General features: G+C 71.4%; 23 protein-coding genes. 13 read left to right on the top strand and 10 right to left on the bottom strand.

The window, feature by feature from the left end; translation table 11 throughout:
- Positions 1-8: 8 nt before the first annotated feature.
- Together NE234_RS35570 and NE234_RS35575 are read left to right on the top strand one after the other, a co-directional pair.
- Positions 9-914 (top strand): DNA-3-methyladenine glycosylase family protein, encoded by a 906-nt coding sequence (locus NE234_RS35570; protein ID WP_252785333.1) that lies wholly within the window; start codon positions 9-11, stop codon positions 912-914.
- Between the two features lie 125 nt (positions 915-1039).
- Positions 1040-1576 (top strand): GNAT family N-acetyltransferase, encoded by a 537-nt coding sequence (locus NE234_RS35575; RefSeq protein ID WP_252785334.1) that lies wholly within the window; start codon positions 1040-1042, stop codon positions 1574-1576.
- Here the strand turns inward: NE234_RS35575 and NE234_RS35580 are convergent.
- From NE234_RS35580 to NE234_RS35590, 3 genes are all read right to left on the bottom strand, one after another.
- Complete coding sequence (locus tag NE234_RS35580; RefSeq protein WP_252785335.1) at positions 1569-3044, bottom strand: asparagine synthetase B family protein; 1476 nt, start codon at positions 3042-3044, stop codon at positions 1569-1571. The genes NE234_RS35575 and NE234_RS35580 overlap by 8 nt on opposite strands.
- Before the next feature lie 76 nt (positions 3045-3120).
- Positions 3121-3267: a hypothetical protein gene (locus NE234_RS35585; RefSeq protein WP_252785336.1), complete on the bottom strand. Its 147-nt coding sequence runs from the start codon at positions 3265-3267 to the stop codon at positions 3121-3123.
- 209 nt (positions 3268-3476) lie between these two features.
- The gene (locus NE234_RS35590) at positions 3477-3965 is read right to left on the bottom strand and encodes an ATP-binding protein (RefSeq protein WP_252785337.1); all 489 of its coding nucleotides are present in this window, start codon (positions 3963-3965) and stop codon (positions 3477-3479) included.
- A gap of 277 nt (positions 3966-4242) precedes the next feature.
- Here NE234_RS35590 and NE234_RS35595 point away from each other — a divergent pair, with 277 nt between their 5' ends.
- The 3 genes from NE234_RS35595 (at position 4243) to NE234_RS35605 (ending at position 8642) form a co-directional block, all read left to right on the top strand.
- Positions 4243-5535 carry a helix-turn-helix transcriptional regulator gene (locus NE234_RS35595; RefSeq protein ID WP_252785338.1) on the top strand — a complete coding sequence of 431 codons (1293 nt, stop codon included), beginning with the start codon at positions 4243-4245 and terminating at the stop codon, positions 5533-5535.
- A gap of 9 nt (positions 5536-5544) precedes the next feature.
- Positions 5545-5925, top strand: a complete 381-nt coding sequence (locus tag NE234_RS35600; protein ID WP_252785339.1) for a hypothetical protein — start codon at positions 5545-5547, stop codon at positions 5923-5925.
- Between the two features lie 164 nt (positions 5926-6089).
- Positions 6090-8642, top strand: a complete 2553-nt coding sequence (locus tag NE234_RS35605) for a bifunctional FO biosynthesis protein CofGH (RefSeq protein ID WP_252785340.1) — start codon at positions 6090-6092, stop codon at positions 8640-8642.
- 67 nt (positions 8643-8709) lie between these two features.
- On the opposite strand, the gene NE234_RS35610 is transcribed toward NE234_RS35605, so the two are convergent.
- Both NE234_RS35610 and NE234_RS35615 read right to left on the bottom strand, forming a co-directional pair.
- Positions 8710-9084 carry a hypothetical protein gene (locus tag NE234_RS35610; RefSeq protein ID WP_252785341.1) on the bottom strand — a complete coding sequence of 125 codons (375 nt, stop codon included), beginning with the start codon at positions 9082-9084 and terminating at the stop codon, positions 8710-8712.
- A 5-nt stretch (positions 9085-9089) separates the two neighbouring features.
- Positions 9090-9461: a hypothetical protein gene (locus NE234_RS35615; protein WP_252785342.1), complete on the bottom strand. Its 372-nt coding sequence runs from the start codon at positions 9459-9461 to the stop codon at positions 9090-9092.
- Between the two features lie 256 nt (positions 9462-9717).
- On the opposite strand from NE234_RS35615, the gene NE234_RS35620 reads away from it, so the two are divergent.
- On the top strand, positions 9718-10695 hold the full coding sequence (locus NE234_RS35620; RefSeq protein ID WP_252785343.1) for a substrate-binding domain-containing protein: 978 nt from the start codon (positions 9718-9720) through the stop codon (positions 10693-10695).
- 55 nt (positions 10696-10750) lie between these two features.
- Here the strand turns inward: NE234_RS35620 and NE234_RS35625 are convergent, their stop codons facing one another.
- Both NE234_RS35625 and cofD read right to left on the bottom strand, forming a co-directional pair.
- Positions 10751-12022, bottom strand: coding sequence for a coenzyme F420-0:L-glutamate ligase (locus NE234_RS35625; protein ID WP_252785344.1), 1272 nt, complete (start codon positions 12020-12022; stop codon positions 10751-10753).
- Positions 12019-12963, bottom strand: coding sequence for a 2-phospho-L-lactate transferase (gene cofD / locus NE234_RS35630; protein WP_252785345.1), 945 nt, complete (start codon positions 12961-12963; stop codon positions 12019-12021). The genes NE234_RS35625 and cofD overlap by 4 nt, the downstream gene beginning before the upstream one ends.
- A 98-nt stretch (positions 12964-13061) precedes the next feature.
- On the opposite strand from cofD, the gene NE234_RS35635 reads away from it, so the two are divergent.
- Positions 13062-13901 carry a hypothetical protein gene (locus NE234_RS35635; RefSeq protein ID WP_252785346.1) on the top strand — a complete coding sequence of 280 codons (840 nt, stop codon included), beginning with the start codon at positions 13062-13064 and terminating at the stop codon, positions 13899-13901.
- A gap of 222 nt (positions 13902-14123) precedes the next feature.
- A complete protein-coding gene (locus NE234_RS35640) occupies positions 14124-14387 on the top strand; it encodes a WhiB family transcriptional regulator (RefSeq protein WP_252785347.1) in 264 nt (87 codons plus the stop codon).
- Positions 14388-14616: 229 nt separating this feature from the next.
- On the opposite strand, the gene NE234_RS35645 is transcribed toward NE234_RS35640, so the two are convergent.
- A complete protein-coding gene (locus tag NE234_RS35645) occupies positions 14617-15003 on the bottom strand; it encodes a metallopeptidase family protein (RefSeq protein ID WP_252785452.1) in 387 nt (128 codons plus the stop codon).
- Positions 15004-15193: 190 nt separating this feature from the next.
- Here NE234_RS35645 and NE234_RS35650 point away from each other — a divergent pair, with 190 nt between their 5' ends.
- The 5 genes from NE234_RS35650 to NE234_RS35670 all read left to right on the top strand — a co-directional run bounded on the left by NE234_RS35650 (position 15194) and on the right by NE234_RS35670 (position 19278).
- A complete protein-coding gene (locus NE234_RS35650; RefSeq protein ID WP_252785348.1) occupies positions 15194-15574 on the top strand; it encodes a DUF3499 domain-containing protein in 381 nt (126 codons plus the stop codon).
- Positions 15575-15636: 62 nt separating this feature from the next.
- The gene (locus NE234_RS35655) at positions 15637-16992 is read left to right on the top strand and encodes a phosphomannomutase/phosphoglucomutase (RefSeq protein WP_252785349.1); all 1356 of its coding nucleotides are present in this window, start codon (positions 15637-15639) and stop codon (positions 16990-16992) included.
- Complete coding sequence (locus NE234_RS35660) at positions 16989-17162, top strand: Trm112 family protein (protein ID WP_252785350.1); 174 nt, start codon at positions 16989-16991, stop codon at positions 17160-17162. The genes NE234_RS35655 and NE234_RS35660 overlap by 4 nt, the downstream gene beginning before the upstream one ends.
- Before the next feature lies 1 nt (position 17163).
- A complete protein-coding gene (locus NE234_RS35665) occupies positions 17164-18303 on the top strand; it encodes an SIS domain-containing protein (RefSeq protein ID WP_252785351.1) in 1140 nt (379 codons plus the stop codon).
- A 33-nt stretch (positions 18304-18336) separates the two neighbouring features.
- The gene (locus tag NE234_RS35670) at positions 18337-19278 is read left to right on the top strand and encodes a cation diffusion facilitator family transporter (RefSeq protein ID WP_252785352.1); all 942 of its coding nucleotides are present in this window, start codon (positions 18337-18339) and stop codon (positions 19276-19278) included.
- A 5-nt stretch (positions 19279-19283) separates the two neighbouring features.
- Here NE234_RS35670 and NE234_RS35675 read toward each other — a convergent pair whose 3' ends face one another.
- Entirely contained in the window at positions 19284-19955 is a 672-nt protein-coding gene (locus tag NE234_RS35675) for a response regulator (protein WP_252785353.1), read from the bottom strand.
- A complete protein-coding gene (locus tag NE234_RS35680; protein ID WP_252785354.1) occupies positions 19952-21457 on the bottom strand; it encodes a sensor histidine kinase in 1506 nt (501 codons plus the stop codon). The genes NE234_RS35675 and NE234_RS35680 overlap by 4 nt, the downstream gene beginning before the upstream one ends.

Raw genomic sequence — 21457 nt, forward strand, 5'->3', positions numbered from 1 at the left:
GGCCCGGCATGCTCACCCGCGAGGCCTCCCAGACCCGGACGTGGCGGCCGCCCTGGCCGGTCGACGTACGGCTGACGCTGGCGCCGCACCGCCGGGGCACCGGTGACCCCGCCTTCGCGGTGACGCCGGACGGGGCGGTGTGGCGGGCGTCCACGACCCCGGACGGGCCGGGCACGCTGCGGCTCCTCGCCCGCGGCGACGCGATCGAGGCCGAGGCGTGGGGACCGGGCGCGGCCCGGCTGCTCGACGGCGTGCCCGACCTGCTCGGCGCGGCCGACGACCCGGCGTCGTTCCGGCCGGAGCACGAGGTCCTGCGCCGCGCGGCGCTGCGCCTGCGGCACTTCCGCATCGGCCGGACCGGCAACGTCTTCGAGGCGCTCGTCCCGGCGGTCCTGGAGCAGAAGGTGGTCGGCAAGGAGGCGTGGCGGGCCTGGCGCTACCTGGTGCGCCGGTTCGGCGAGCCCGCGCCCGGCCCGCTGGACCTGTGGGCGCCGCCCCCGCCCCGCGCCTGGGTCGTGATCCCCTCCTGGGAGTGGCACAAGTCGGGCATCGAGGCGGTACGAGCCCGTACGATCATCGGCGCCGCGCGGGTCGCGAGCCGGCTGGAGGGCGACGACACGCTGGAGCTGGACCGGCGTCTCCGCTCACTCACCGGGGTCGGCGTGTGGACGTCGGCGGAGGTGCGCCAGCGCGCCCTCGGCGACGCCGACGCGGTCTCGGTCGGTGACTACCACATCCCCGGCATGGTCGGCTGGGCGCTGAGCGGCCGCAAGGTCGACGACGCGGGCATGCTGGAGCTGCTCACGCCGTATGCCGGCCACCGGTACCGCGTGACCCGCCTGCTGGAGCTGTCCGGCGCGTCCCCGCCGCGCCGGGGCCCGCGCATGCCCGTCCGCGACTACCGCCACTTCTGATCACGGGAACCGCTCCGCACCAGTCCGGTCTGCGGGGAGGGCGGGGGCGCTTCGTCATGTCCGGGGCGCGACCGATCCGATGGGTTGTCGCGGCGTCGACGGGCCGGATTGCATAGGGTCGGAGGATGCTGGTGATGCGCCCGGCGACCGCCGAGGACAGCGAGCCGATCGTAGCGATGACGCAGGCGCGGGCGGACTGGCTGGAGGCTCGCGGACTGCACGGGCAGGGATGGCGGGAGTTCGCACCCGAGTACGGCCGCCAGGCCGCCGACGCCGACTGTCCGATGTGGGTCCTGACCCGCGACGGTCAGGTGGCCGGGGCGACGTGCCTGTATGAGGAGTCCCCCGCGTGGTTCTGGACGCCTGAGGAGTGCGCCGAGACGGCATACTTCGTCGCTTCGACGGTCACCGATCCGGCGTTCGCCGGCCAGGGCTTCGGGCACCTGATGCTCCGCTGGGTCCTGGACCACGCGGCCCGCAGCGGCCGGGAATGGGTGCGGCGCGGCACGATCGAGCCGGGTCTGGTCCGCTACTACACGCAGGTGCAGGGCTGGCAGATCGTGCGGGAGCAGGAACGTGGCGGTGTAACGGTGGTCGGGCTGGCTCGGCGTGCCGAGCTGCAGCCCGACCTGCCCGTGCTGACCGGCGCGCCGGTCAGCTGAACGATCGCAGGGTCAGATCTAGGGCCAGCACCATATACAGCTCCGCGTCCCGATCGAGGAACTGGCCACGGGCGATGCGGTCGCGGGCGTCGGCCAGGCCATCCGCTGCGACGTAACCGCCGTCGATCAGCGGTGAACCTCCGCCGAGCATGACATTGATGTGCGCGACGCCGTGGCGGCGAAGGCCTTCACGCATCACCGGCGCGAAGTTCTCCACCAGTGGCGGGTGGATCAGTTCGCCGTGGCAGCCGCGGTGTTCCAGCCGTTCGCGGTGGAGACGTTTGTGACGTCTCCACCCCAGGGGCAGCCATTCGCCGAAGGTGATCAGCCGCGGATCGGCGAGCGGATGAACGGGCCACATCCCGGCGCGCAGGAACGCCGGCGCCGCGCACGCCTGCGCGGACAACGTCATCTCGTTGATGACCGCTGCGGGAGCGACGTTGTCCTCGGCCTCCTTCAGCCCGTCCACGACCCGGTCACCGATCCAGGATTTGGTCTCCAACTCGGTGCCGTAGGGCGGGTGTGGCCACTCTCGCGACGTCACCGCGACCATCTCATCCCCGCCGATGCCGGTGAACACCGTCCGGACACCCTGGCCGGCCAGCCGAGCGAGCAGGATGTTCTTGGCTTCGGCGTAGGCGTCATCGTAGGGGCCGCGTCGGCCGCCGGGGCAGAACGGCAGCCGCCCGCCGAGGGTGACCTGGGTGTCCGCACCGAGTTGCAGCAGGTCGATGAACGCGTCACGGCGACGGATCTGTTGCCGTCCGGCGTCACCGAGGATGATCAACGCTCCCGCGCTCACCTGTGCCGGGTGGAGGGCACCGAGCGTTGCTGCGACGTTCGCGGAGTCCATGCCGCCGGACAGCTCGACGCAGGAGCTCGCCGGATCGTAGCGATGCCCGGCGACGGCCCCAGCGAGCAACTGCTCGTACGCGTCGATCACCGCGGCATCGTCGACGTCGGGGCGTAACTGCCGGGACCGCGAGTGCAGCGCGGGCTCGGGGTAGTGCAGGGTGAGGCCATTGCGGTCGTAGACGGCGGTGGACCGTTCGCTGATCCGGTAGACGCCGGCGAACACGGTGTCGTGTCCGTACCGGACGCGGAACGCCAGCAGCCGGGCCACTTCACGGTCGAGTAGCTTCCCCGGGTCGATGTGAGGCCGGAGGTCGAACAGATCCCAGGAGCCGTGAAGGACCCCGGCCTGCTCGGCGACATACAGCGGCGCGACGCCCCGCAGCCCGGCGGTGATCCGGACCCGCCCGGCGTCGATCCGGATGTCGAGGAAGTCGGCCGGCTGCCCGTCGCGGCAGGCCATGCGTTCGCGGATGCAGAACCGGCCGTATGCGTGCAGGCGCTCCAAGGCCGGATGGGCGTACGGCTCGATCCAGGACCGCCCGTGCGTCCACCGGCGGCCGTCCCACGTCCACGGCCCGTTCGTATCGTCGATCGAGATTTTCAGCTTCAGCATGCCAGCTCCCGTTCGGAGTGGAAGGCCGGCGGCACGAAGGCCGCCGGCCAACGTGTCGACTCTCACGCGTCGACGGTCAGGTCTCGATCTCGTCCTTGGTGTTGTAGCTGTCCGAGGAGCCCGCCTTCTTCTTGTAGGCGAAGCGGTCCTCGACCGGGGGAACCTCCCACTCCGGCGTATCGGTGAACAGGTCCCCGATGGGGTCGAGCGTCAGCGTGACCATGACACCTCCCTTCGCGTGTGCCTCTTACGAGAACCGTGGCCTGAGTAAGCGCCAGAGCCACGGTCGGCCGCGGCTGTGGGTCCTGCGCTACGGGCCCGGCTCGCGGCGTTCTGTGGCCGCCGAGAGGGCGCCGAACTCGATGCGTCGGGCGCTGCAAAAGCCGGGGACGTAGGGGGCCCGGGTGACCTGGCAGGAGATCTGTTCGCCGCTCACGCCGGCACCCCGATCCGCATGAGTTCGGTGTCGGTCAGGATGACCTTGTCCGCGGCTACGACGACGTGCACGATCTTGGACTGCTCGTCATACGTCACCCAGCGCGCGGCGGCCAACTGGTCGACGATCGATAGGCCGCGGCCGTACTCGGCGAGTTGGCCGCCCTGGTCCAGGCCGGCGATGGGCCGGTGGTCGGGGTCGGTGACGGCCAGGTGCACATACCGATCGGTGACGACCATGCGGATGATGATCGGCGACATGTGGTCCGGCCATTCGCACAGCGCGCGGGCGGCGTTGACCGCGTTGGTGACGATCTCGCTGGTGATCAGCCCGATCTCGTAGGCGTCGAACGGCAGACCGAACACCTCGGACGAGGCGAAAGACCGTGCCCGGGCCACCTCGCTGGGCCGGGCGCGCAGGGCACGCCACGCAGGGCGGCGAGGTGTGGGGGACGTGCGGTCGGTGACCGCTGGCTCTAGTGGCACAGGGAATCACTCCCCGTCGGGGGTCATCGAGTGAGATCCGTGATGGTGGAATCACTCTGCGTATTGGGATGGATCCAAGCTCGGCTCATGGCTGGTTGCTCGGTTCTCTCCCAGGAAAGCCGAGCGAACGCCTTCACCCCAGAGCATCCGTGGCGCGGTGCTGGTGCAACCGTGGGGCATCTCTGCTGCATTCGCGCTGCATCGCCGATTCACGCCTTACGCTGACGTTGGCAAACCCGACGATGGCGAGTCGGTTTCATCGCCTGGAGGACTCTCGATGACGACAGGACGACGGCCCCGGCTGGCCGAACGCCGAAGAACGTGCGGCTTCACTCAGGAGTCGCTTGCCGCCGCGCTCGGGGCCGACCGGTCCACCGTCGCCCGATGGGAACGCGGGCAATGTGACCCGCAGCTATACCACCGATTCAAGCTCTGCGAGCTCCTCCAAGTTAGCCGGGAGGAACTGGACGAATTACTGATGATTGACGCGGCATGGATGCAGGTCCACGCGCCGCCCGCTCAGAGACGGGTGCTCCAGGGCCGCGTTATCGCTGCCACAGTGGTTACACCCGATGTCGACTCTGATGGACTGGAGGACATGAACCGCCGCGGGTTGCTTCGTCTGCTGAGCATCGCGGGAACGCTGGTCGCGGTGCCTGATCTCGTCACCGATGGATCTCTCGATGACTCCGAACAGATCGGCCAGTACGAGCAGCTGAACTCCCACCTATGGCAGGTGTATGCCCTGTCGGAGTCCAAGCGGACCGTGTACCCGGTCGTACGGCAACAACTGGGCTTGCTGACCGGAAGCCTCGACCGGGCGCACTCGTCCGCCGCGCACAAGCGACTCTGTGCCGCTACCGGGGATCTCCTCCAACTGGCCGGAGAGATCTTCTTTGACTCCGACCGGTATACCGACGCGGCGCACTGTTACAAACTCGCGGCCGATGCCAGTAAAGAGGCTGAGGCGTTCGACCTGTGGGCGTGCGCCTTGACCCGACACGCCTATCTCGGCATGTACGAACGCCGATTCGAGGATGTGACGCCGATCTTGGAGGGGGCCGCCAGGCTCGCCCGACGTGGTGACCGGCAATTGTCTACCCGGCATTGGGTTGCCGCGGTGCAGGCTGAGGCGTATGCCGGGCTGGGGGACCTTGACGCGTGCCAACGTGCCCTCGACGAAGCCGAGCAGGTGAAGGCGCTGACCGGGCGTGCGATGCCAGGTGGCTGGCTCCGCTTTGACGACTCACGATTGGCCGAGGAGCGCGGCACGTGTTACGCCGCTCTTGGGCGGGCCGACTTGGCCTCCGAAGCGCTGATCAAGGCTCTCGACACGGCCACATCGCCGCGTCGGCGCGGAAGCATCCTGACCGACCTTGCCGCCCTGGGTATGCAGGCCAGGGACCTGGACCGGGTCCTGGATTACGGTGGGCAAGCGGTCGAACTAGCAGAACAGACCGGCTCGTCGGGGTACATCGGGCGCAAGCTCCAAGATTTGCGTACCCAGCTTGCCCCGTTGGCGTCCAACAGCCGGGCGGCTCAACTCAGCGAACGAATCGCCGAACTCTGAGGAGACGATATGCAGGAACAGCTGGACACCCGGCAAAGCGAAGACGGCCGTATCTTCCGGGAAGCATGGATCGCCGGAGTGCGCAAGCACTATCCAGGTGACCCCAAGCCCGGCTACGTCGCGCCGTGGGACGAGACTCCCGAATGGGAACGCCAAGCCGCAAGTGCGGTCTACCGGCAAGTGGCCGATTTCGTCGCGGTGTCCGGCGGGGCGACCGACAAACTCACCCGAGAACAAAAGGGTCGCTTCGTCGCGCTGTGTTGGATCGCTCAGATCTACAAGCACATTCCCGACCCGAAGCCATCCTACGTCGCGGATTGGGACGTGCTTCCGGGATGGCAGCAACAGACCGATATCGATATCTTCGAAGAGATCGAAAAGCACGCTTGACCAACGCGTGGCCTGAGCCGTCCGGTACGGATAGGGAGCGGCTGACCGGACGCTGGTCGTGAGCGTCGGCCCGCAGGCCAGGGTTGGTGCGTTCTCACTTGGATACGCACTGGCATCAGGGGGCAGTGGGAAGACCGGATACGGCGCGGGCGTAGGTTTCCAGCATGAGTGATCTGGTCGCCCCGGCACCCTCACCCACCGCCGTCCGCCGTGCGCTCGCCCGCGCGCGCGACGGCAAGTCGATCGACGTGTCCGAGGCCGAGGTGCTGTTGCACGCTCGCGGCGAGGACCTGGAGACGCTCCTGACGTACGCCGCCCGCGTCCGTGACGCGGGGCTCGAGGCCGCCGGACGGCCCGGCGTGATCACCTACAGCCGGAAGGTCTTCATCCCCCTCACGCGCCTGTGCCGTGACCGGTGCGGCTACTGCACGTTCGCCACGGTCCCCGGACGTCTGGACGCGCCCTACCTGAGCCCGGACGAAGTTCTTGAGATCGCCCGGCAGGGCGCCGCGCTCGGTTGCAAGGAGGCGCTGTTCACCCTCGGCGACCGGCCGGAGGACCGCTGGAAGCAGGCGGGCGAGTGGCTGCACGCCCACGGCTACGACGACACGCTTTCGTACGTGCGCGCGATGGCGATCCGCGTGCTGGAGGAGACCGGGCTGCTGCCCCACCTCAACCCCGGCGTGATGAGCTGGCGGGACCTGCAGCGGCTGCGGCCGGTCGCGCCGTCGATGGGCATGATGCTGGAGACGACGTCGCGCCGGCTGTTCGAGGAGAGGGGCGGCGCGCACTTCGGGTCCCCGGACAAGGACCCGGCCGTGCGCCTGCGGGTGCTGGAGGACGCCGGCCGCTCGAACGTCCCGTTCACGACCGGGATCCTCATCGGCATCGGCGAGACGATCCGCGACCGCGCCGAGTCGATCTTCGCCATCCGCAAGGTCATGCGGGAGTACGGCGGGATCCAGGAGGTCATCGTCCAGAACTTCCGCGCCAAGCCGGACACCAAGATGCGCGCCACGCCCGACGCGGAGCTGGAGGAGCTGGCCGCCACGATCGCCGTGACGCGCGTCGTCCTGGGGCCCAAGGCGCGGGTGCAGGCCCCGCCGAACCTCGTTGACTCCGAGTACGCCCTGATGCTGCGGGCGGGCATCGACGACTGGGGCGGCGTCTCGCCGCTGACCCCCGACCACGTCAACCCCGAGCGGCCGTGGCCGCACATCGACGAGCTGGCCGCCCGCACCGCCGACAGCGGCTTCACGCTGCGCGAGCGCCTCACGATCTACCCCGAGTACGTCCGGCGCGGCGAGTCCTGGCTCGACCCGCGCCTCGCCGCCCACGTGGCCGCGCTGGCCGGCCCGGACGGCCTGGCCCGCGAGGACGTCACGCCGGCCGGCCTGCCCTGGCAGGAGCCGGACGGCAGCTGGGGCGAGGCGGGGCGGACCGACCTGCACGTGGCGATCGACTCTGAGGGCCGGACGAAGGACCGCCGGGACGACTTCGACGAGGTGTACGGCGACTGGTCCGAGGTGGGCACGCGGATCCGCCCGGCGGAGCGTTTCGACGCCGACGTGGCGGCGGCGCTCCGGAACGCCGAGCGCGACCCGGCCGGGCTGTCCGACGAGGACGCCCTCGCCCTGCTGCACGCCGACGGCCCCGAGCTGGAGGCCCTGACCCGGCTGGCGGACGACCTGCGCCGCGACGCCATCGGCGACGAGGTGACGTACGTCGTCACCCGGAACATCAACTTCACGAACGTCTGCTACACCGGCTGCCGGTTCTGCGCGTTCGCCCAGCGCCGTACGGACGCCGACGCGTACACGCTGTCGATCGAGCAGGTCGGGCAGCGGGTCGACGAGGCCTGGGCGGCCGGGGCGACCGAGGTGTGCATGCAGGGCGGCATCCACCCCGACCTGCCGGGAACCGCCTACTTCGACCTCGCCCGCGAGGTGAAGCGGCGGGCGCCGGAGATCCACATGCACGCCTTCAGCCCGATGGAGGTCGTCAACGGCGCCGCCCGGACGAACCTGTCGGTCCGCGACTTCCTGCTCGAGGCGAAGGCGGCGGGCGTGGACTCACTGCCCGGTACGGCCGCCGAGATCCTCGACGACGACGTGCGCTGGGTGCTCACGAAGGGCAAGCTGCCGACCTCGGCGTGGATCGAGGTCGTCACCACCGCCCACGAGATCGGCCTGCCGACGACGTCCACGATGATGTACGGCCACGTGGACACGCCCGCGCACTGGGTCGCGCACCTGAGGCTGCTCCGCTCGATCCAGGAGCGCACCGGCGGCTTCACCGAGTTCGTGCTGCTGCCGTTCGTGCACCAGAACGCGCCGATCTACCTCGCCGGCCTGGCGCGGACCGGCCCGACCGCCCGGGAGAACCGCGCCGTCCACGCGCTGGCCCGCATCCTCCTGCACGGGGCGATCCCCAACATCCAGTGCTCGTGGGTCAAGCTCCAGGACGAGTTGTGCGCGCAGGTCCTGCGGGGCGGCGTGAACGACCTCGGCGGCACGCTCATGGAGGAGACGATCAGCCGGATGGCCGGGTCGGACAACGGCTCGTTCAAGACGATGTCGGCGCTGGAGGAGCTGGCAGCGAAGGCCGGGCGCCCGGCGCGGCAGCGGACGACCCTGTACGGCCCGGTCCCGGAGGAACGCCGCGCGGCGGCCCTGCGGACGGACGGGGTCGGCCACTTCCTCCCGATCGTCGGCTGACATCGATCCCGGACCAGGCGGTGCCTCCGGAGGCGGTCACCTCCGGAGGCACCTACGGAATGGGCGCTCAGTACCAGTCCATGCAGTCCCTGGGAACCCAGCCCACGATCTTGGCGTGGTTCTTGGGCTTGTAGGCGATGCGGTACCACCAGTTGTTCGACCCGTAGCCGGTCCTACAGGCGCCCTTGAAGTGGTAAGTGCCGCCCGTCTCGGACTCGTCCCAGCAGACGCGCTTGCCTTTCGGCAGGACGCCGAGGGCGGTCGCCTTGATCTTCTTGGACTTGCGGATCTTGACGTTGTCCAGGGCCTTGAGCCAGTACGTCGGGCAGGACGCGGCCGACACGTCCGAGTGGGAGGTCTTCGCCGACGCGACGGGGGCCGTACCGATCCCGGTGATCGTCAGCGCGGCGGCGGCCACGCCCGCGGCCAGAAGTCGCTTCATGGCGCTCAGGCCCAGGTGAGGCAGGTGCTGGGCACCCAGCCCACGATCTTGGCGTGACCCTTGGGCTTGTAGGTGATGTGGTCCCAGTGGTTCTTCCAGCCGTACCTGTCCTTGCAGGATCCCTTGTAGGTGTACTTGCCGCCCAGCTCGTACTTGTCCGAGCAGACGGGCTTGCCGTGGGGCAGGACGCCGAGAGCGGTCGCGCTGATCTTCTTGGACTTGCGGATCTTGACGTTGTACCGGGCCTTGAGCCGGTACACGCAGGACGCGGCCGACACGTCCGAGTGGGAGGTCTTCGCCGACGCGACGGGGGCCGTGCCGATCCCGGTGATCGTCAGCGCGGCGGCCGCCACGCCCGCGGCCAGAAGCTTCTTCATGGGGGATTCTCTTCGTGATCGTCTCTACCGCCGGTCCGGGCACGCCGTGTCGGCGTGCGGTCACGGGCGGGATGACGGGAACGAAGCTAGTCCGCGGCCTCCGTATACGGCGAGATCCAAAAGACCCAACATTGAGACCCCAATTAGCCCCGTAGTCCTAAAAAGCTCTGATCTCCGTTGAGACGGGAGCGGCCGCCCCCGGCGGTCTGGTAGAGGGCGGGGAGAGCGGGCCGGTCGGCGCGCTATTCTCCGGATCATGGCCGCGACCAGGAGGGATCCGCGCATCCGGCTGCTGGTCGTCGGCGCCGTGCTCCTGCTCGCCGGCCTGTCCGCCGGGTGGTACCTCCTGCGCGACCGTCCGCAGGCCTGCCACGGCAGGGCCCTGCCGGTCGGGGTGGTGGCGGCCCCGGACATCACCCCCGCGCTCGCCGCGATCGCCGCCCGGTTCAACGTGCAGCCGCACGAGATCGGGGGACGGTGCGCCCAGATCGAGGTCGAGGCACGGGACCCGGGAACGGTCGCCCGGGCCCTGGCGAAGGGCGACCGGTCCGACGTGGACGCCTGGGTGCCCGACTCCTCGATGTGGCTCGACCGCGCGCGGGCCGCCGGTGCGCGGACGGTCGGTTTCGGCTCGCCCCTCGCCGCGTCCCCCGTAGTGATCGCCGCACCGCGCGCCGTCGCCGCCGAGCTGCGGGACGACGGGATCGCCGCCAGTTGGCGCCTGCTCGAGAACGCCCCGCTGCACGCGTCGGTGCGCGTCCTCGACCCGGCACGCGACGCCGCCGGCGCCGCGGTGGCGCTGGCCGTCCGCGCGACCATCGGCCACGTCACGGCGCCGCATGCTCCGGACCCCGCCCGGCTCTACGCCTCCTTCGCGGGGCTGCAGGACCTCCGCCGCCCTCTCGTCGCCGCGTCCGAACAGTCGGTCGTCGCCTACAACGACGCCCACCGGCCGAACCCGGCGTCGGTCATCGTCCCCGAGGAGGGCACCCTCCTGCTCGACCACCCGTTCGTCGCGGTGAGCACCGACCCGCTGCGCGCCCAGGCCGTCGACGCGTTCCGCTGGGCCCTGCGGGGCCGGCAGGCCGTCGACACCTTCCAGTGGTACGGCTTCCGCGCCACGGACGGCCGCCTCGACCTCCGCGACGCCACCCGCCTGGGTCTGAGGGAGACCCTCCCCAAGGTCCTCCCCGCCCCCACACCGGCGCAGGTGGCGTCCGCGATGCGGTCCTGAAGACTCCGCCGAGGATTCTCGTCGTTCCGGCGACGAGAACCCTCGGCCGTACGGCTCAGCGGGTCACGATGAAGTCGTCCGGGTCGCGAGGCGGGCGGTCGCGCGGGGGAGCGGCGGGGTGGCCGACGCCGACCGCGCCCATCGGGTCCCAGTTCGGCGGCAGGCCGAGCGTCTCGCGCACGACGTCGGCGCAGAACAGCGTGCTCGACACCCAGCACGAGCCGAGCCCCTCGACGGCCAGCGCCACGAGGAGGTTCTCCACGCCCGCGCCCATCGCGACCAGGAACATCTCGCGCTCGGCACGGGACCGGCGCGCGTCCGGGTAGTCGTGCGCGCCGTCCGCCACGAGGCACGGCACCACGAGGTACGGGGCGCGGCGCAGCACGTCGCCGCGCTTCAGCCGCCGGGCGATCGACTCCTCGCCGAAGCCGTCGCCGCGCAGGTCGGCCTCCCAGGCGTCGCGCATCGCGTCGAGCAGCCGGTCCTTGTGCTCCTCGACGAGCACGAACCGCCAGGGAGTCGTGTGGTGCGGGGCGGGCGCGGTGATCGCGGCGGCCACCGCGCGGCGGACCGCCGCCGGGTCGACCGGGTCCGGCGCGAACTCCCGTACCGTACGGCGGGCCGTCAGGACGTCCGCCGAGCCGTACCGGAACATGTCCTCGTCGGGCGAGCGGACGAGAGCCCGCGCGCCCGGTCCGTCCTCCTCGGTCACGTGGTCGGCCAGGCCGCGGACGACCGCGACCGGGACGCCGGCCAGCTTGCCCTTCACGAGCTCGGCGGCCGAGGCGATCTCGTCGGCGACCGAGACGACCGTGGCGTCGAGACGGTTCCCGTACGCGTCGGCGCGGCCCCGCAGGTCCTCCAGCGGCGCGACGCCGGCCGCGCCGATGGCGGCGTCGGTGAGGCCGAGCCGCCAGGGCCGGCCGAGGGTGTCCGAGACGATCACGCCGACCCGTGTTCCGGTCAGCTCACGCAGGCGCGCGCGGATGCGGCGCGCCGACGCGTCCGGGTCCTCGGGGAGGAGCAGCACCGTGCCCGGAGCGGTGTTCGAGGCGTCCACGCCCGCGGCGGCCAGGACCAGGCCCTGGCGGGTCTGCACGATCCGGGTGGGGCCCCTCCGGGCCACGACGCGAACGGTCTCGGCGTCGATCGCCTTCTCCCGGTCGTCGGCGACCAGGACCCGCCCCTCCGCCTTGCTGATGATCTTCGAGGTGACGACGACCACGTCACCGTCCCGCAGATCGGCCCCGGCGATCAGCTCGGCGACGTCGTCGCCCTGGCGCACCTCGGGCAGACCGTCGACCCCGAACACCTCGTAGGCGCTCATGCGGAGAGCTCCCCGGCGAGGTCGACGGCGGCGCGGGCGATGTCCGCGGACGCGTCCACGTCCGTCATCAGGAGTGGCCGGGAGCGGACGGTGATGCCGCCGAGGTCGCCCTCGAGCGCGGCGTCGGCGGTGTCGACGAGCCAGCCGTCGAGCAGGTCGGCCCCGTAGTGCGCGGCCACCGCTCCGGCGGAGGTCTCCACGCCGATCGCGGTGAGGCAGGCGTCGGCCATGCCGCGTACGGGCGCGCCGCCGATGATCGGGGAGACGCCCACCACGGTCTTGGCCGCGACCGCCGGGCGGATGCCCGGAACGGACAGGATCGTCCCGACGCTGACCACCGGGTTGGACGGCGGGAGGATCACGAAGTCGGCGGCGTCGATCGCCTCGAGCACGCCGGGCGCGGGCTTGGCGTCCTCGGCGCCGACCGCGACGATCGAGCGGGCCGGGACCTGAGCGTGCAGGCGCACCCACCACTCCTGGAAGTGGACGGCCCGCCGGCCCTGCTCGTCCTCGATGAGGACGTGGGTCTCCACCCGGTCGTCGCTCATCGGCAGCAGGCGCACACCCGGCTTCCACCGGTCGCAGAGCGCCTCGGTCACGGCGGACAGCGGATATCCGGCGTCGAGCATCTGCGTGCGCACGATGTGCGTCGCGAAGTCACGGTCGCCGAGGGTGAACCAGGAGGGGCCGACCTCGTACGCGGCGAGCTCCTCGCGGATCGTGAAGGTCTCGTCCGCGCGGCCCCAGCCCTGCTCCTCGTTGATGCCGCCGCCGAGGGTGTACATCACGGTGTCCAGGTCGGGACAGACGCGTAGTCCGAAGAGTGAAATGTCGTCGCCGATGTTGCCGATAACGGTGATGTCCGCCTCCGGGGCGGCCTGCCGTAGTCCGCGCAGGAAACGGGCTCCCCCGATTCCGCCCGCCAATGCCACGATGCGCATGCGGACAAGTCTGGCACCTCGGGGAGTGGCGGATGCCCACGGGCCGCGGGTCGGTGTGCGAAGCTGACGTCGATCCGATAACCGACAGGGAGTAGCGCGTGAACAACGACGCCGCGCAGCGGCTACGAGGACCCGGTGCCTGGATCCTCCTGGCTTCGGTGGCCCTGCAGTTCGTCAGTGGACTCATCGCCCTATCGACGGGCAAGGGGACGGACTTCAGCTACCGCGCCTACAACTTCGTCGCGTACGACAACTTCTTCGCGGGCCTGACCGTCATCGGGGTAGTCGTCGTCGCGGTGGCGCTGGCGTCCCGGCTGGGAGGTCCCCCCATCGCCCAGGCCCGCAATGTCGCCCTCGCCGGCGCGATCCTGCTCGGTGTGATGGGGCTGGTCGAGGTCATCGCCATCCTGGCCGGCCTCACGGCGGGCGGCAACACTCCGGGCGTCATCCTGGACGTGCCGGGCAGCGCGAAGTTCTCGATGTTCCTGTACGGCGTCGCGAAGCTCGCGGTGGGTGCCGTGGCCGCTTTCTACGCCTTCTCCACGTTCCAGTCGCTGGCGCCGGCCCGGCCCGCCGTCCCGCAGTACCCGCAGGGGTACGGTCAGCCGGCGCCGCCGTACGGACCGGCGTACGGTCAGCAGCAGCCTTACGGTCAGCCGGGACAGCCCTATGGGCAGCCCCAGGTGCAGCAACCGTATGGTCAACAGTCGCCATTTCCGCAGCAGCCGTACGGTCAGTCTGCTTACTATCAGCAGCGACCCGCCCAGCCCGCCCCGTCGGCGCCGCCGGCCCAGCCGGCACCGCCGACCGGGGAGGGTGAGGGTGAGTGGACGCGTGCCTACGGCAGCACGGACCAGCCGGCGCCGAAGGAGACCTCGTCGGGGTCCGAGGAGTCGGATCAGTCGCCTCCGGCGGACCCGTACCGGCCTCCGGAGTAGTCGGCGACGGCAGGAACGCATAACCGCGGGGTTCTGTGGAGTCACTGATCGTCTCCGCAGGTCAGCACGACTTTCCGTCGTGACACACCGCACCGTGCCCATTCGGCTTGACGTCCCTGGTCATACACGCGTGTAATTTCATGGGTGTAGTTCTGCCTTCCCGGGGGACTGTGTCGGGGAAGGTGACCAGGGGGGGACTCCACGGGGCGAGGAGGTGCGTCTGTGAGCGAAGTGCTCATCCCGCTGGCGCACGGTGCAGAAGGCGAAGAGTTGGGCTGGCAGGAGCGCGCCCTGTGCGCGCAAACCGACCCGGAAGCTTTTTTTCCGGAAAAGGGTGGCTCGACCCGTGAAGCCAAGAAAGTGTGCCGTGCCTGTGAGGTGCGGGCGGAATGCTTGGAATATGCGCTGGGGCATGACGAGCGGTTCGGGATCTGGGGAGGTCTGTCCGAACGTGAACGCCGGAAGCTCAAGCGCGCGGCAGGCTGAAACCCGCATTCGCGGCGTATGACGCCTGCGGTGACGTTTCACCGGGGTCCTGCCGGACGGCTCTGACGCGGTCCGGCGGGCCCCGGCGGCACCGCAGGCCCACGGCCGCGGTGTCCCAAGAGTCCCGCACAGAGTCTCGGAACGCCCACGCCGCCGATCGGGACCGGCGGCGAGATCATTTCAGCCGATCAGCCGTCTCGGCCGATCAGCCGTCTCGGCCGATCACGTGTCATTCGTCGCGGGAGTCGTAGGTCGGGTCGACCGACTCCGGCGCGAGGCCGAGCAGATCCGCGACCTCCTCGACGACCACGTCGCGGACCAGGCGGGCGCGGTCACGCTCGTCGTCGCCGCCACGCGCCTCCACCGGCCGCCGGTACACCACGATCCGCGCCGGCCTGCCGTCCGCCGCGGGCAGCAGGCGTCCGAGCGGGACCGGATCGGCGGCGTCCGCCCACGGCTCGACGGGCGGAACCTCTTCGACGGCGAACTCGACACCCGTCAACTCGCGGCTCCACCGCTGCTCGAGCCGGCGCGCCTCATCGCGGACCAGATCGTCGAAGCGCTCGGCGCGGGTCCGGGAGATCGGCGCATCGGGCGGCGTGAGCGGTCCGCGCATGCCGCGCCCACGGCGGTCGCGGCGGCGTGTGCTGGAGCGTGTCACCCGGGATCGCACTCCTTGAGCATAGTCCGGACCTGGCCTGACCGTCCCCCGCACAAAGATCCGTTATGCGGTCGCGCGCCGGAAATACGGCGACACGAAGTGAGGATAGTGGCGCAGGAGCGGCAGGAGGAGATACGTTCCCGTCGTGAGCCCCGTCCGCATCTGCTCCCGCACCGCGTGCAAGCAGTCTGCTGTCTACACGCTCACGTACGTCTACGCCGACTCGACCGCTGTTCTGGGCCCGCTGGCAGCGTACGTCGAGCCGCACTGCTATGACCTCTGCGCCGAGCACGCCGAGCGCCTGACCGCCCCCGTCGGCTGGGAGCTCGTCCGCCTCCCCGCCGAAGAGTCCGAGCCGACCAGTGACGATCTCGAAGCCCTGGCCAACGCCGTCCGCGAGGCCGCCAAGCCGGCCACGCCGCGGGAGGAGCCGGTCGGGCAGGGCATCGAGGTCGGCCGGCGCGGCCATCTTCGGGTCCTCCGATCCGACACGCCCCTCCGCTCCGACACGCCCCGCAAGCCCTGATCCGCTCCCGGTAGGCTCATGACCGCAAAGCGACGACCGGGCCGTGAGCATGGGGGGCGCGCGTGGGCGACCTGGCCAAGATCTTCAAGGCGTACGACGTCCGGGGGGTCGTGCCCGATGAGTTCGACGAGCGGATAGCCGAGGCGGCCGGCGCCGCGTTCGTGCGTGTCACCGGCGCCACGGCGATCGTCACCGCCCACGACATGCGCACCTCGTCGGGCCCGCTGTCCGCGGCGTTCGCGCGGGGCGCCACCGCCCAGGGCGCCGACGTGACGGAGGCGGGCCTCGGCTCGACCGACCTGCTCTACTACGCCAGCGGCAGCCTCGGCCTGCCCGGCGCGATGTTCACCGCCAGCCACAACCCGGCCCGGTACAACGGGATCAAGCTGTGCCGGGCGGGCGCCCGGCCGATCGGCCGGGACACCGGGCTCGGCGAGATGCGCCGGCTCGTCGAGGAGGGCGTCCCCGCCCACGACGGCCCGGCGGGCACGGTCCGCCGGCTGGATCTCCTCCCGGGGTACTCCGCGCACCTGCGGTCCCTCGTCGACCTGTCGGGCATCCGCCCGCTCAAGGTCGTCGTGGACGCCGGCAACGGCATGGCCGGGCACACGGTGCCGGGCGTGTTCGCGGGCCTGCCGATCGACCTGGTGCCCCTGTACTTCGAGCTCGACGGCACGTTCCCGAACCACGAGGCCAACCCGATCGAGCCGGAGAACCTCCGCGACCTCCAGACGGCGGTGCGCGAGCACGGCGCCGACCTCGGGCTGGCCTTCGACGGCGACGCCGACCGCTGCTTCGTCGTGGACGAGCGCGGCGAGCCCGTCACGCCCTCCGCCATCACCGCCCTGGTCGCCGTGCGGGAGCTGGCCAAGCATCCCGGCGCGCGGATCGTGCACAACCTGATCACCTCGCGCGCCGTGCCGGAGATCATTCGGGAGCACGGCGGGGAGCCCGTCCGCACCCGGGTCGGGCACTCGTTCATCAAGCAGACGATGGCCGAGGCGGGCGCCGTCTTCGGCGGCGAGCACTCGGCCCACTACTACTTCCGCGACTTCTGGTTCGCCGACTCCGGCATGCTCGCCGCGCTGCACGTCCTCGCCGCGCTCGGCGAGCAGGAGCGCCCGCTGTCCGCGCTGCTCGCCGCCTACAGCCCGTACACCGCGTCCGGTGAGATCAACTCCGAGGTCGCCGACCAGGCGGCCGCGACGGCGCGGGTGCGCGCGGAGTTCGCGGGGCGGCCCGGCGTTACCGTGGACGAACTCGACGGCCTCACGGTCGGGCACGCCGACTGGTGGTTCAACCTGCGACCGTCCAACACCGAACCCCTCCTCCGCCTCAACGCCGAGGCGGCCGACCCCGAGACCATGGCCGCGGTGCGCGACGAAGTGCTCGCCGTGGTGCGAAAGGAAGAAAGTTGAAGATCGACTCCTGGTTGCTGGAGATCCTGGCCTGCCCCAACTGCCGGGGTGAGCTGAAGACCGACGAGGCGGCCGACGAGCTCGTCTGCACCGGGACCTGCAAGTACGCCTACCCGGTGCGCGACGACATCCCCGTCCTTCTGGTCGACCAGGCGCGGACCCCGGCCTGACATGAGTCCTGTCGAGGTCGACCCCGGCCGCCTCGACGACGCCGAGGCGCTGGCGGCCGCCGATCCCGGAGAGATGCTGCGGCGCGTCGCCTCGGCCGCGGCACAGGTCCGCGAGGCCCAGCTGTACACCGCCGAGGCGGGCGTCGAACGCATCGCCCAGGGCGGCCGTCCCCGTGCCATCGTGGTGGTCGGCACCAGCGGCTCCGGCCTCGCCGGCGAGATGCTGGCGGCCGTCTGCGGGCAGGGCTGCCGCGTGCCGATCACGACCGAGCGAGGTCACCGGCTCCCCGGCTGGGCCGGCGCGGCCGACCTGGTCATCGCCGTGTCCGGACCGGGCGGCACCGAGGAGACCCTGGCGGCGGCCGTCGAGGCCGTCCGCCGGGGCTGCCGGCTGCTGTGCGTCGGCGCGGCCGGATCACCGCTGGCGGAGATCGCCGTCCAGGCCGGGGCGCCGTTCGTGCCCGTGCGGGCGGCCGGGCCGGAGCGGGCGATGCTGTGGGGCCTGACCGTCCCGCTGCTGCTGGCCGCGCGGGCGCTCGGCCTGGTCGACGTCACCGCGGAGGCCCTCGAACGGACGGCGGGGGTGCTGGAGGACATGAGCCACCAGTGCCGCCCGGCGAGCGAGTCGTTCGTCAACCCGGCCAAGCAGGTCGCCCTGGAGCTCGCCGGGTCGGTGCCCGTCATCTGGGGCACGTCACCGATGACGGGGGCGGCCGCCCACCGGTTCGCGAGCCAGCTCGCGGCGAACGCCGGGTGCCCCGCCGTCCACGGCGAGCTGCCGGCGGCCTGGCACGACCAGGCCGCGATGTTCGACGGCCCGTTCGCCGCCGGATCCGGCGGCTCCGCCGAGGAGGACCTCTTCCGCGACCGGGTCGACGAACCGGAGCCGACCCGGCTGTCGCTCGTGCTCCTCAACGACGTCGAGGAGCACCCGCAGGTGACCAGGCGGCGCGAGCTCGCCGCCGAGTTCGCCCGCGACCGCGCCGTGCCCGTGGTGGAGCTGACGACCAGGGGCACCCATCCCCTGGAGCGGCTCGCCGGGCTCATCGCGCACATCGACTACATCAGCGTCTACCTGGCACTGGCCGTCGGCGTCGACCCGTCGGCGACCGTCCGGGAGCCCGAAGAGAGGACCCTGTGAGTAACACCGGCCGCGCGATGGACGGGAGCGACCGTGAGTGCTGAAGGCGGTACCAAGGCGATCATTGCGGCACTCGGGGCGAACCTCGGCATCGCGGCTGCGAAGTTCGTGGCGTTCGCGTTCACCGGATCGGCGTCGATGATGGCCGAGGGGGTGCACTCGATCGCCGACTCGGGCAACCAGGGCCTCCTGCTGCTCGGCAGCAAGCGGTCCAAGCGGGCCAGGACCCGTGAGCACCCGTTCGGCTACGGCAGCGAGCGTTACTTCTACGCCTTCATCGTCGCCGTCGTGCTCTTCACCGTCGGCGCCCTGTTCTCGCTGTACGAGGGCTGGCACAAGGTCGTCGACCCGCACGACGTCGAGGACCCGATCTGGGCGTTCGCCGTGCTGATCTTCGCGATCCTCCTCGAGGGATCCTCGTTCCGTACGGCGATGAAGGAGGCGAGCCGGACCCGCGGCGGCCAGAGCTGGGTGACCTACATCCGCCGCGCCAAGGCGCCCGAGCTGCCGGTCGTGCTCCTGGAGGACTCCGCGGCCCTGCTCGGCCTGGTCATCGCCCTGATCTGCGTCGCGCTGGCGGTCGTCACCGGCAACGGCGTCTGGGACGGCGTCGGCTCGATGGCCATCGGCGTGCTGCTGGCGTTCGTGGCGATCGTGCTGGCCGTCGAGACCAAGAGCCTGCTGATCGGCGAGGCCGCGGCCACCGAGGTGGAGAAGCAGATCGTGACCGAGCTGGAGTCGGTCGAGGAGGTCGACCGGGTCATCCACATCCGGACGCTGCACGTCGGCCCGGAGGAGGTGCTCGTCGCCGCCAAGATCGCGGTCACTCACGACGACACCGCCGCCGAGGTCGCCCGGGCGATCGACGCGGCCGAGAAGCGCGTACGGACCGCCGTCCCGATGGCCCGCCACATCTACCTCGAACCCGACCTGGACCGCTCCGCCCTCTCCCCGGAGCCCGGCCGCCAGGCCTGATCCGGCTATCGGGCGGTGCCGCCCGGGGTGACCAGGCCGGACTCGTAGGCCAGGACGACGGCCTGGGCGCGGTCGCGCAGGCCGAGCTTGGTGAACACGCGGGCGACGTGCGTCTTGACCGTGTGCTCGCTCACCACGAGACGCGCGGCGATCTCGGCGTTGGACAGGCCTCCGGCGATCAGCTGGAGGACCTCGGTCTCCCGTGCGGTCAGCGTCGCCAGTGCCGGGACGGGCTTCGGCCGGTCGCGGCGCTGGCGCGCGAACTCCCGGATCAGCCGCCCCGTCACCTGTGGGGCCAGGAGCGCGTCGCCCCGGGCGACCACGCGTACGGCGGCCACCAGGTCGTCGGCGGTCGAGTCCTTCAACAGGAAGCCGCTCGCCCCGGCGGACAGCGCCTCGTAGACGTACTCGTCCACGTCGAACGTCGTCAGCACGAGCACCCGCGCCGATCCGCCGGCCGGGTCGGCGAGGATGCGCCGGGTGGCCTCGATGCCGTCCATCTTCGGCATCCTGATGTCCATCAGCACGACGTCGGGCCGGTGGGCCTCGGCGAGGCGCACGGCCTCCCGCCCGTCACCGCACTGCCCGACGACGTCGATGTCCGGCTGGGCGGCCAGGAGGGCGGCGAAACCGGCCCGGACGATCGTCTGGTCGTCGACGATCAGCACTCGGATCACGATCGACGATTCTGGCCTACCGGAAGCTCGGCCTGCACGGCGAATCCGCCTTCCGGCCGCGGACCGGCCGCGAAACGGCCGCCGAGCATCGTCGCCCGCTCGCGCATGCCGACGAGCCCGTGGCCCATCAGCTTCGTACGGCCGTCGGTGTTCACCGTCGTCGTGGGCGCGACGGTCGCGCCGTCGTCGGTGACGCGGACGGCGAGCCGATCGCCCTGGTAGTCCAGCTCGACGTTCACCTGTGCGCCGGGCGCGTGCCGCCGGGCGTTGGTCAGGGCCTCCTGCACGATCCGGTAGGCCGACAGCTCGATCGTGGTGGACAGGGGCCGGGCGCTGCCGCGTACGGTCAGCCGGGCGTCGCCGCCCGCGCCGCGGTGGGAGTCGATGAGCTCGCCCAGCCGGTCGAGCCGCGGCTGCGGCGTCACCTCCGGCTCGGCGCCGGGTTCGGCGCGCAGCACGGTCAGGAGGCGGCGCATCTCCTCCAGGGCCTCCCGCGCGGCGCCCGCGATCTCGCCGAATCCCTTCTTGGCCTCGGGGGACAGGTCCCGCATCGTGTACGGGGCCGTCTCCGCCTGCACGGCGATCATCGAGACCGAGTGCGCGACCACGTCGTGGAGCTCCCGGGCGATCCGGGCGCGCTCCCGCAGGATGGCCTGCTCGCGCTGGGCGGCATTGAGCTGGGTGAGGGTCTCGCTGCTGCGCTCGCGCTCCTCGTCCACGCTCGCCTCGGCGCTCTCCACCGTACGGCGGGCGTCGCCCAGGCCGATCGCGGCGATCACGGCCGTGAACCCGGCGAGCCACGGGATGTCGTCCAGGCTGCCGGAGGCGAGGTAGACCACGCCGACGGCGACGACGCTGCACACGCCGAGCACGCCCGTGGACTGGCGGGGCAGTTGCTGGGCGAGGAGGTACAGCGTGTACAGCCCGGCGAAGGCCGTCGTCAGCAGGACCTGCTGCCCGGACAGCAGGCTCGCGGCCAGCGCGCCCAGCACGATCGCCGACGCGGGCCGCAGCGACTCGCGGCGGAACATCAGCGGCAGCGTCGCCGCGAGCGCGAACGCGCCGGACAGGCTCACCACCGGCAGATGGTGCAGGGGCAGCTCGATCAGGGCCGCCACGGCGAGGATCGCGCCGGTCACCGGGCCGTACGCCCACGACTCCCCGAACCGGCGCCAGGCGTGCGCCCAGCGCAGCAGCGGCGGCGTCTTGGGCGGCCTGGCCGGCGGGGCGGCCGCTCCGGGCGGGGGCACCGGCTGCCGCGTGAACAGGGTGCCGTCCGGGGTGGCGTACGGGGGCGGTCCGCCGTAAGGCGGAGACGCCGGAGGTGGAGTGCTTCGGCCGTACAGGGCGGCGACGAGGCGGTTGGTGATCGGGCGCAGGAGCCGGCCGACCCCGGTGAGGATCCACAGAAGGACCTGACCCACCGCGGTCACGACCTGCGCGGCCACGCGCCACGCCGCCGGTCCGGCCTCGTGGAGGAAGTCAGGCTTGTCGCTGGTCAC

This window comes from Actinoallomurus rhizosphaericola, from assembly GCF_024055675.1.
In the GTDB taxonomy this organism is placed as follows: domain Bacteria; phylum Actinomycetota; class Actinomycetes; order Streptosporangiales; family Streptosporangiaceae; genus Actinoallomurus; species Actinoallomurus soli.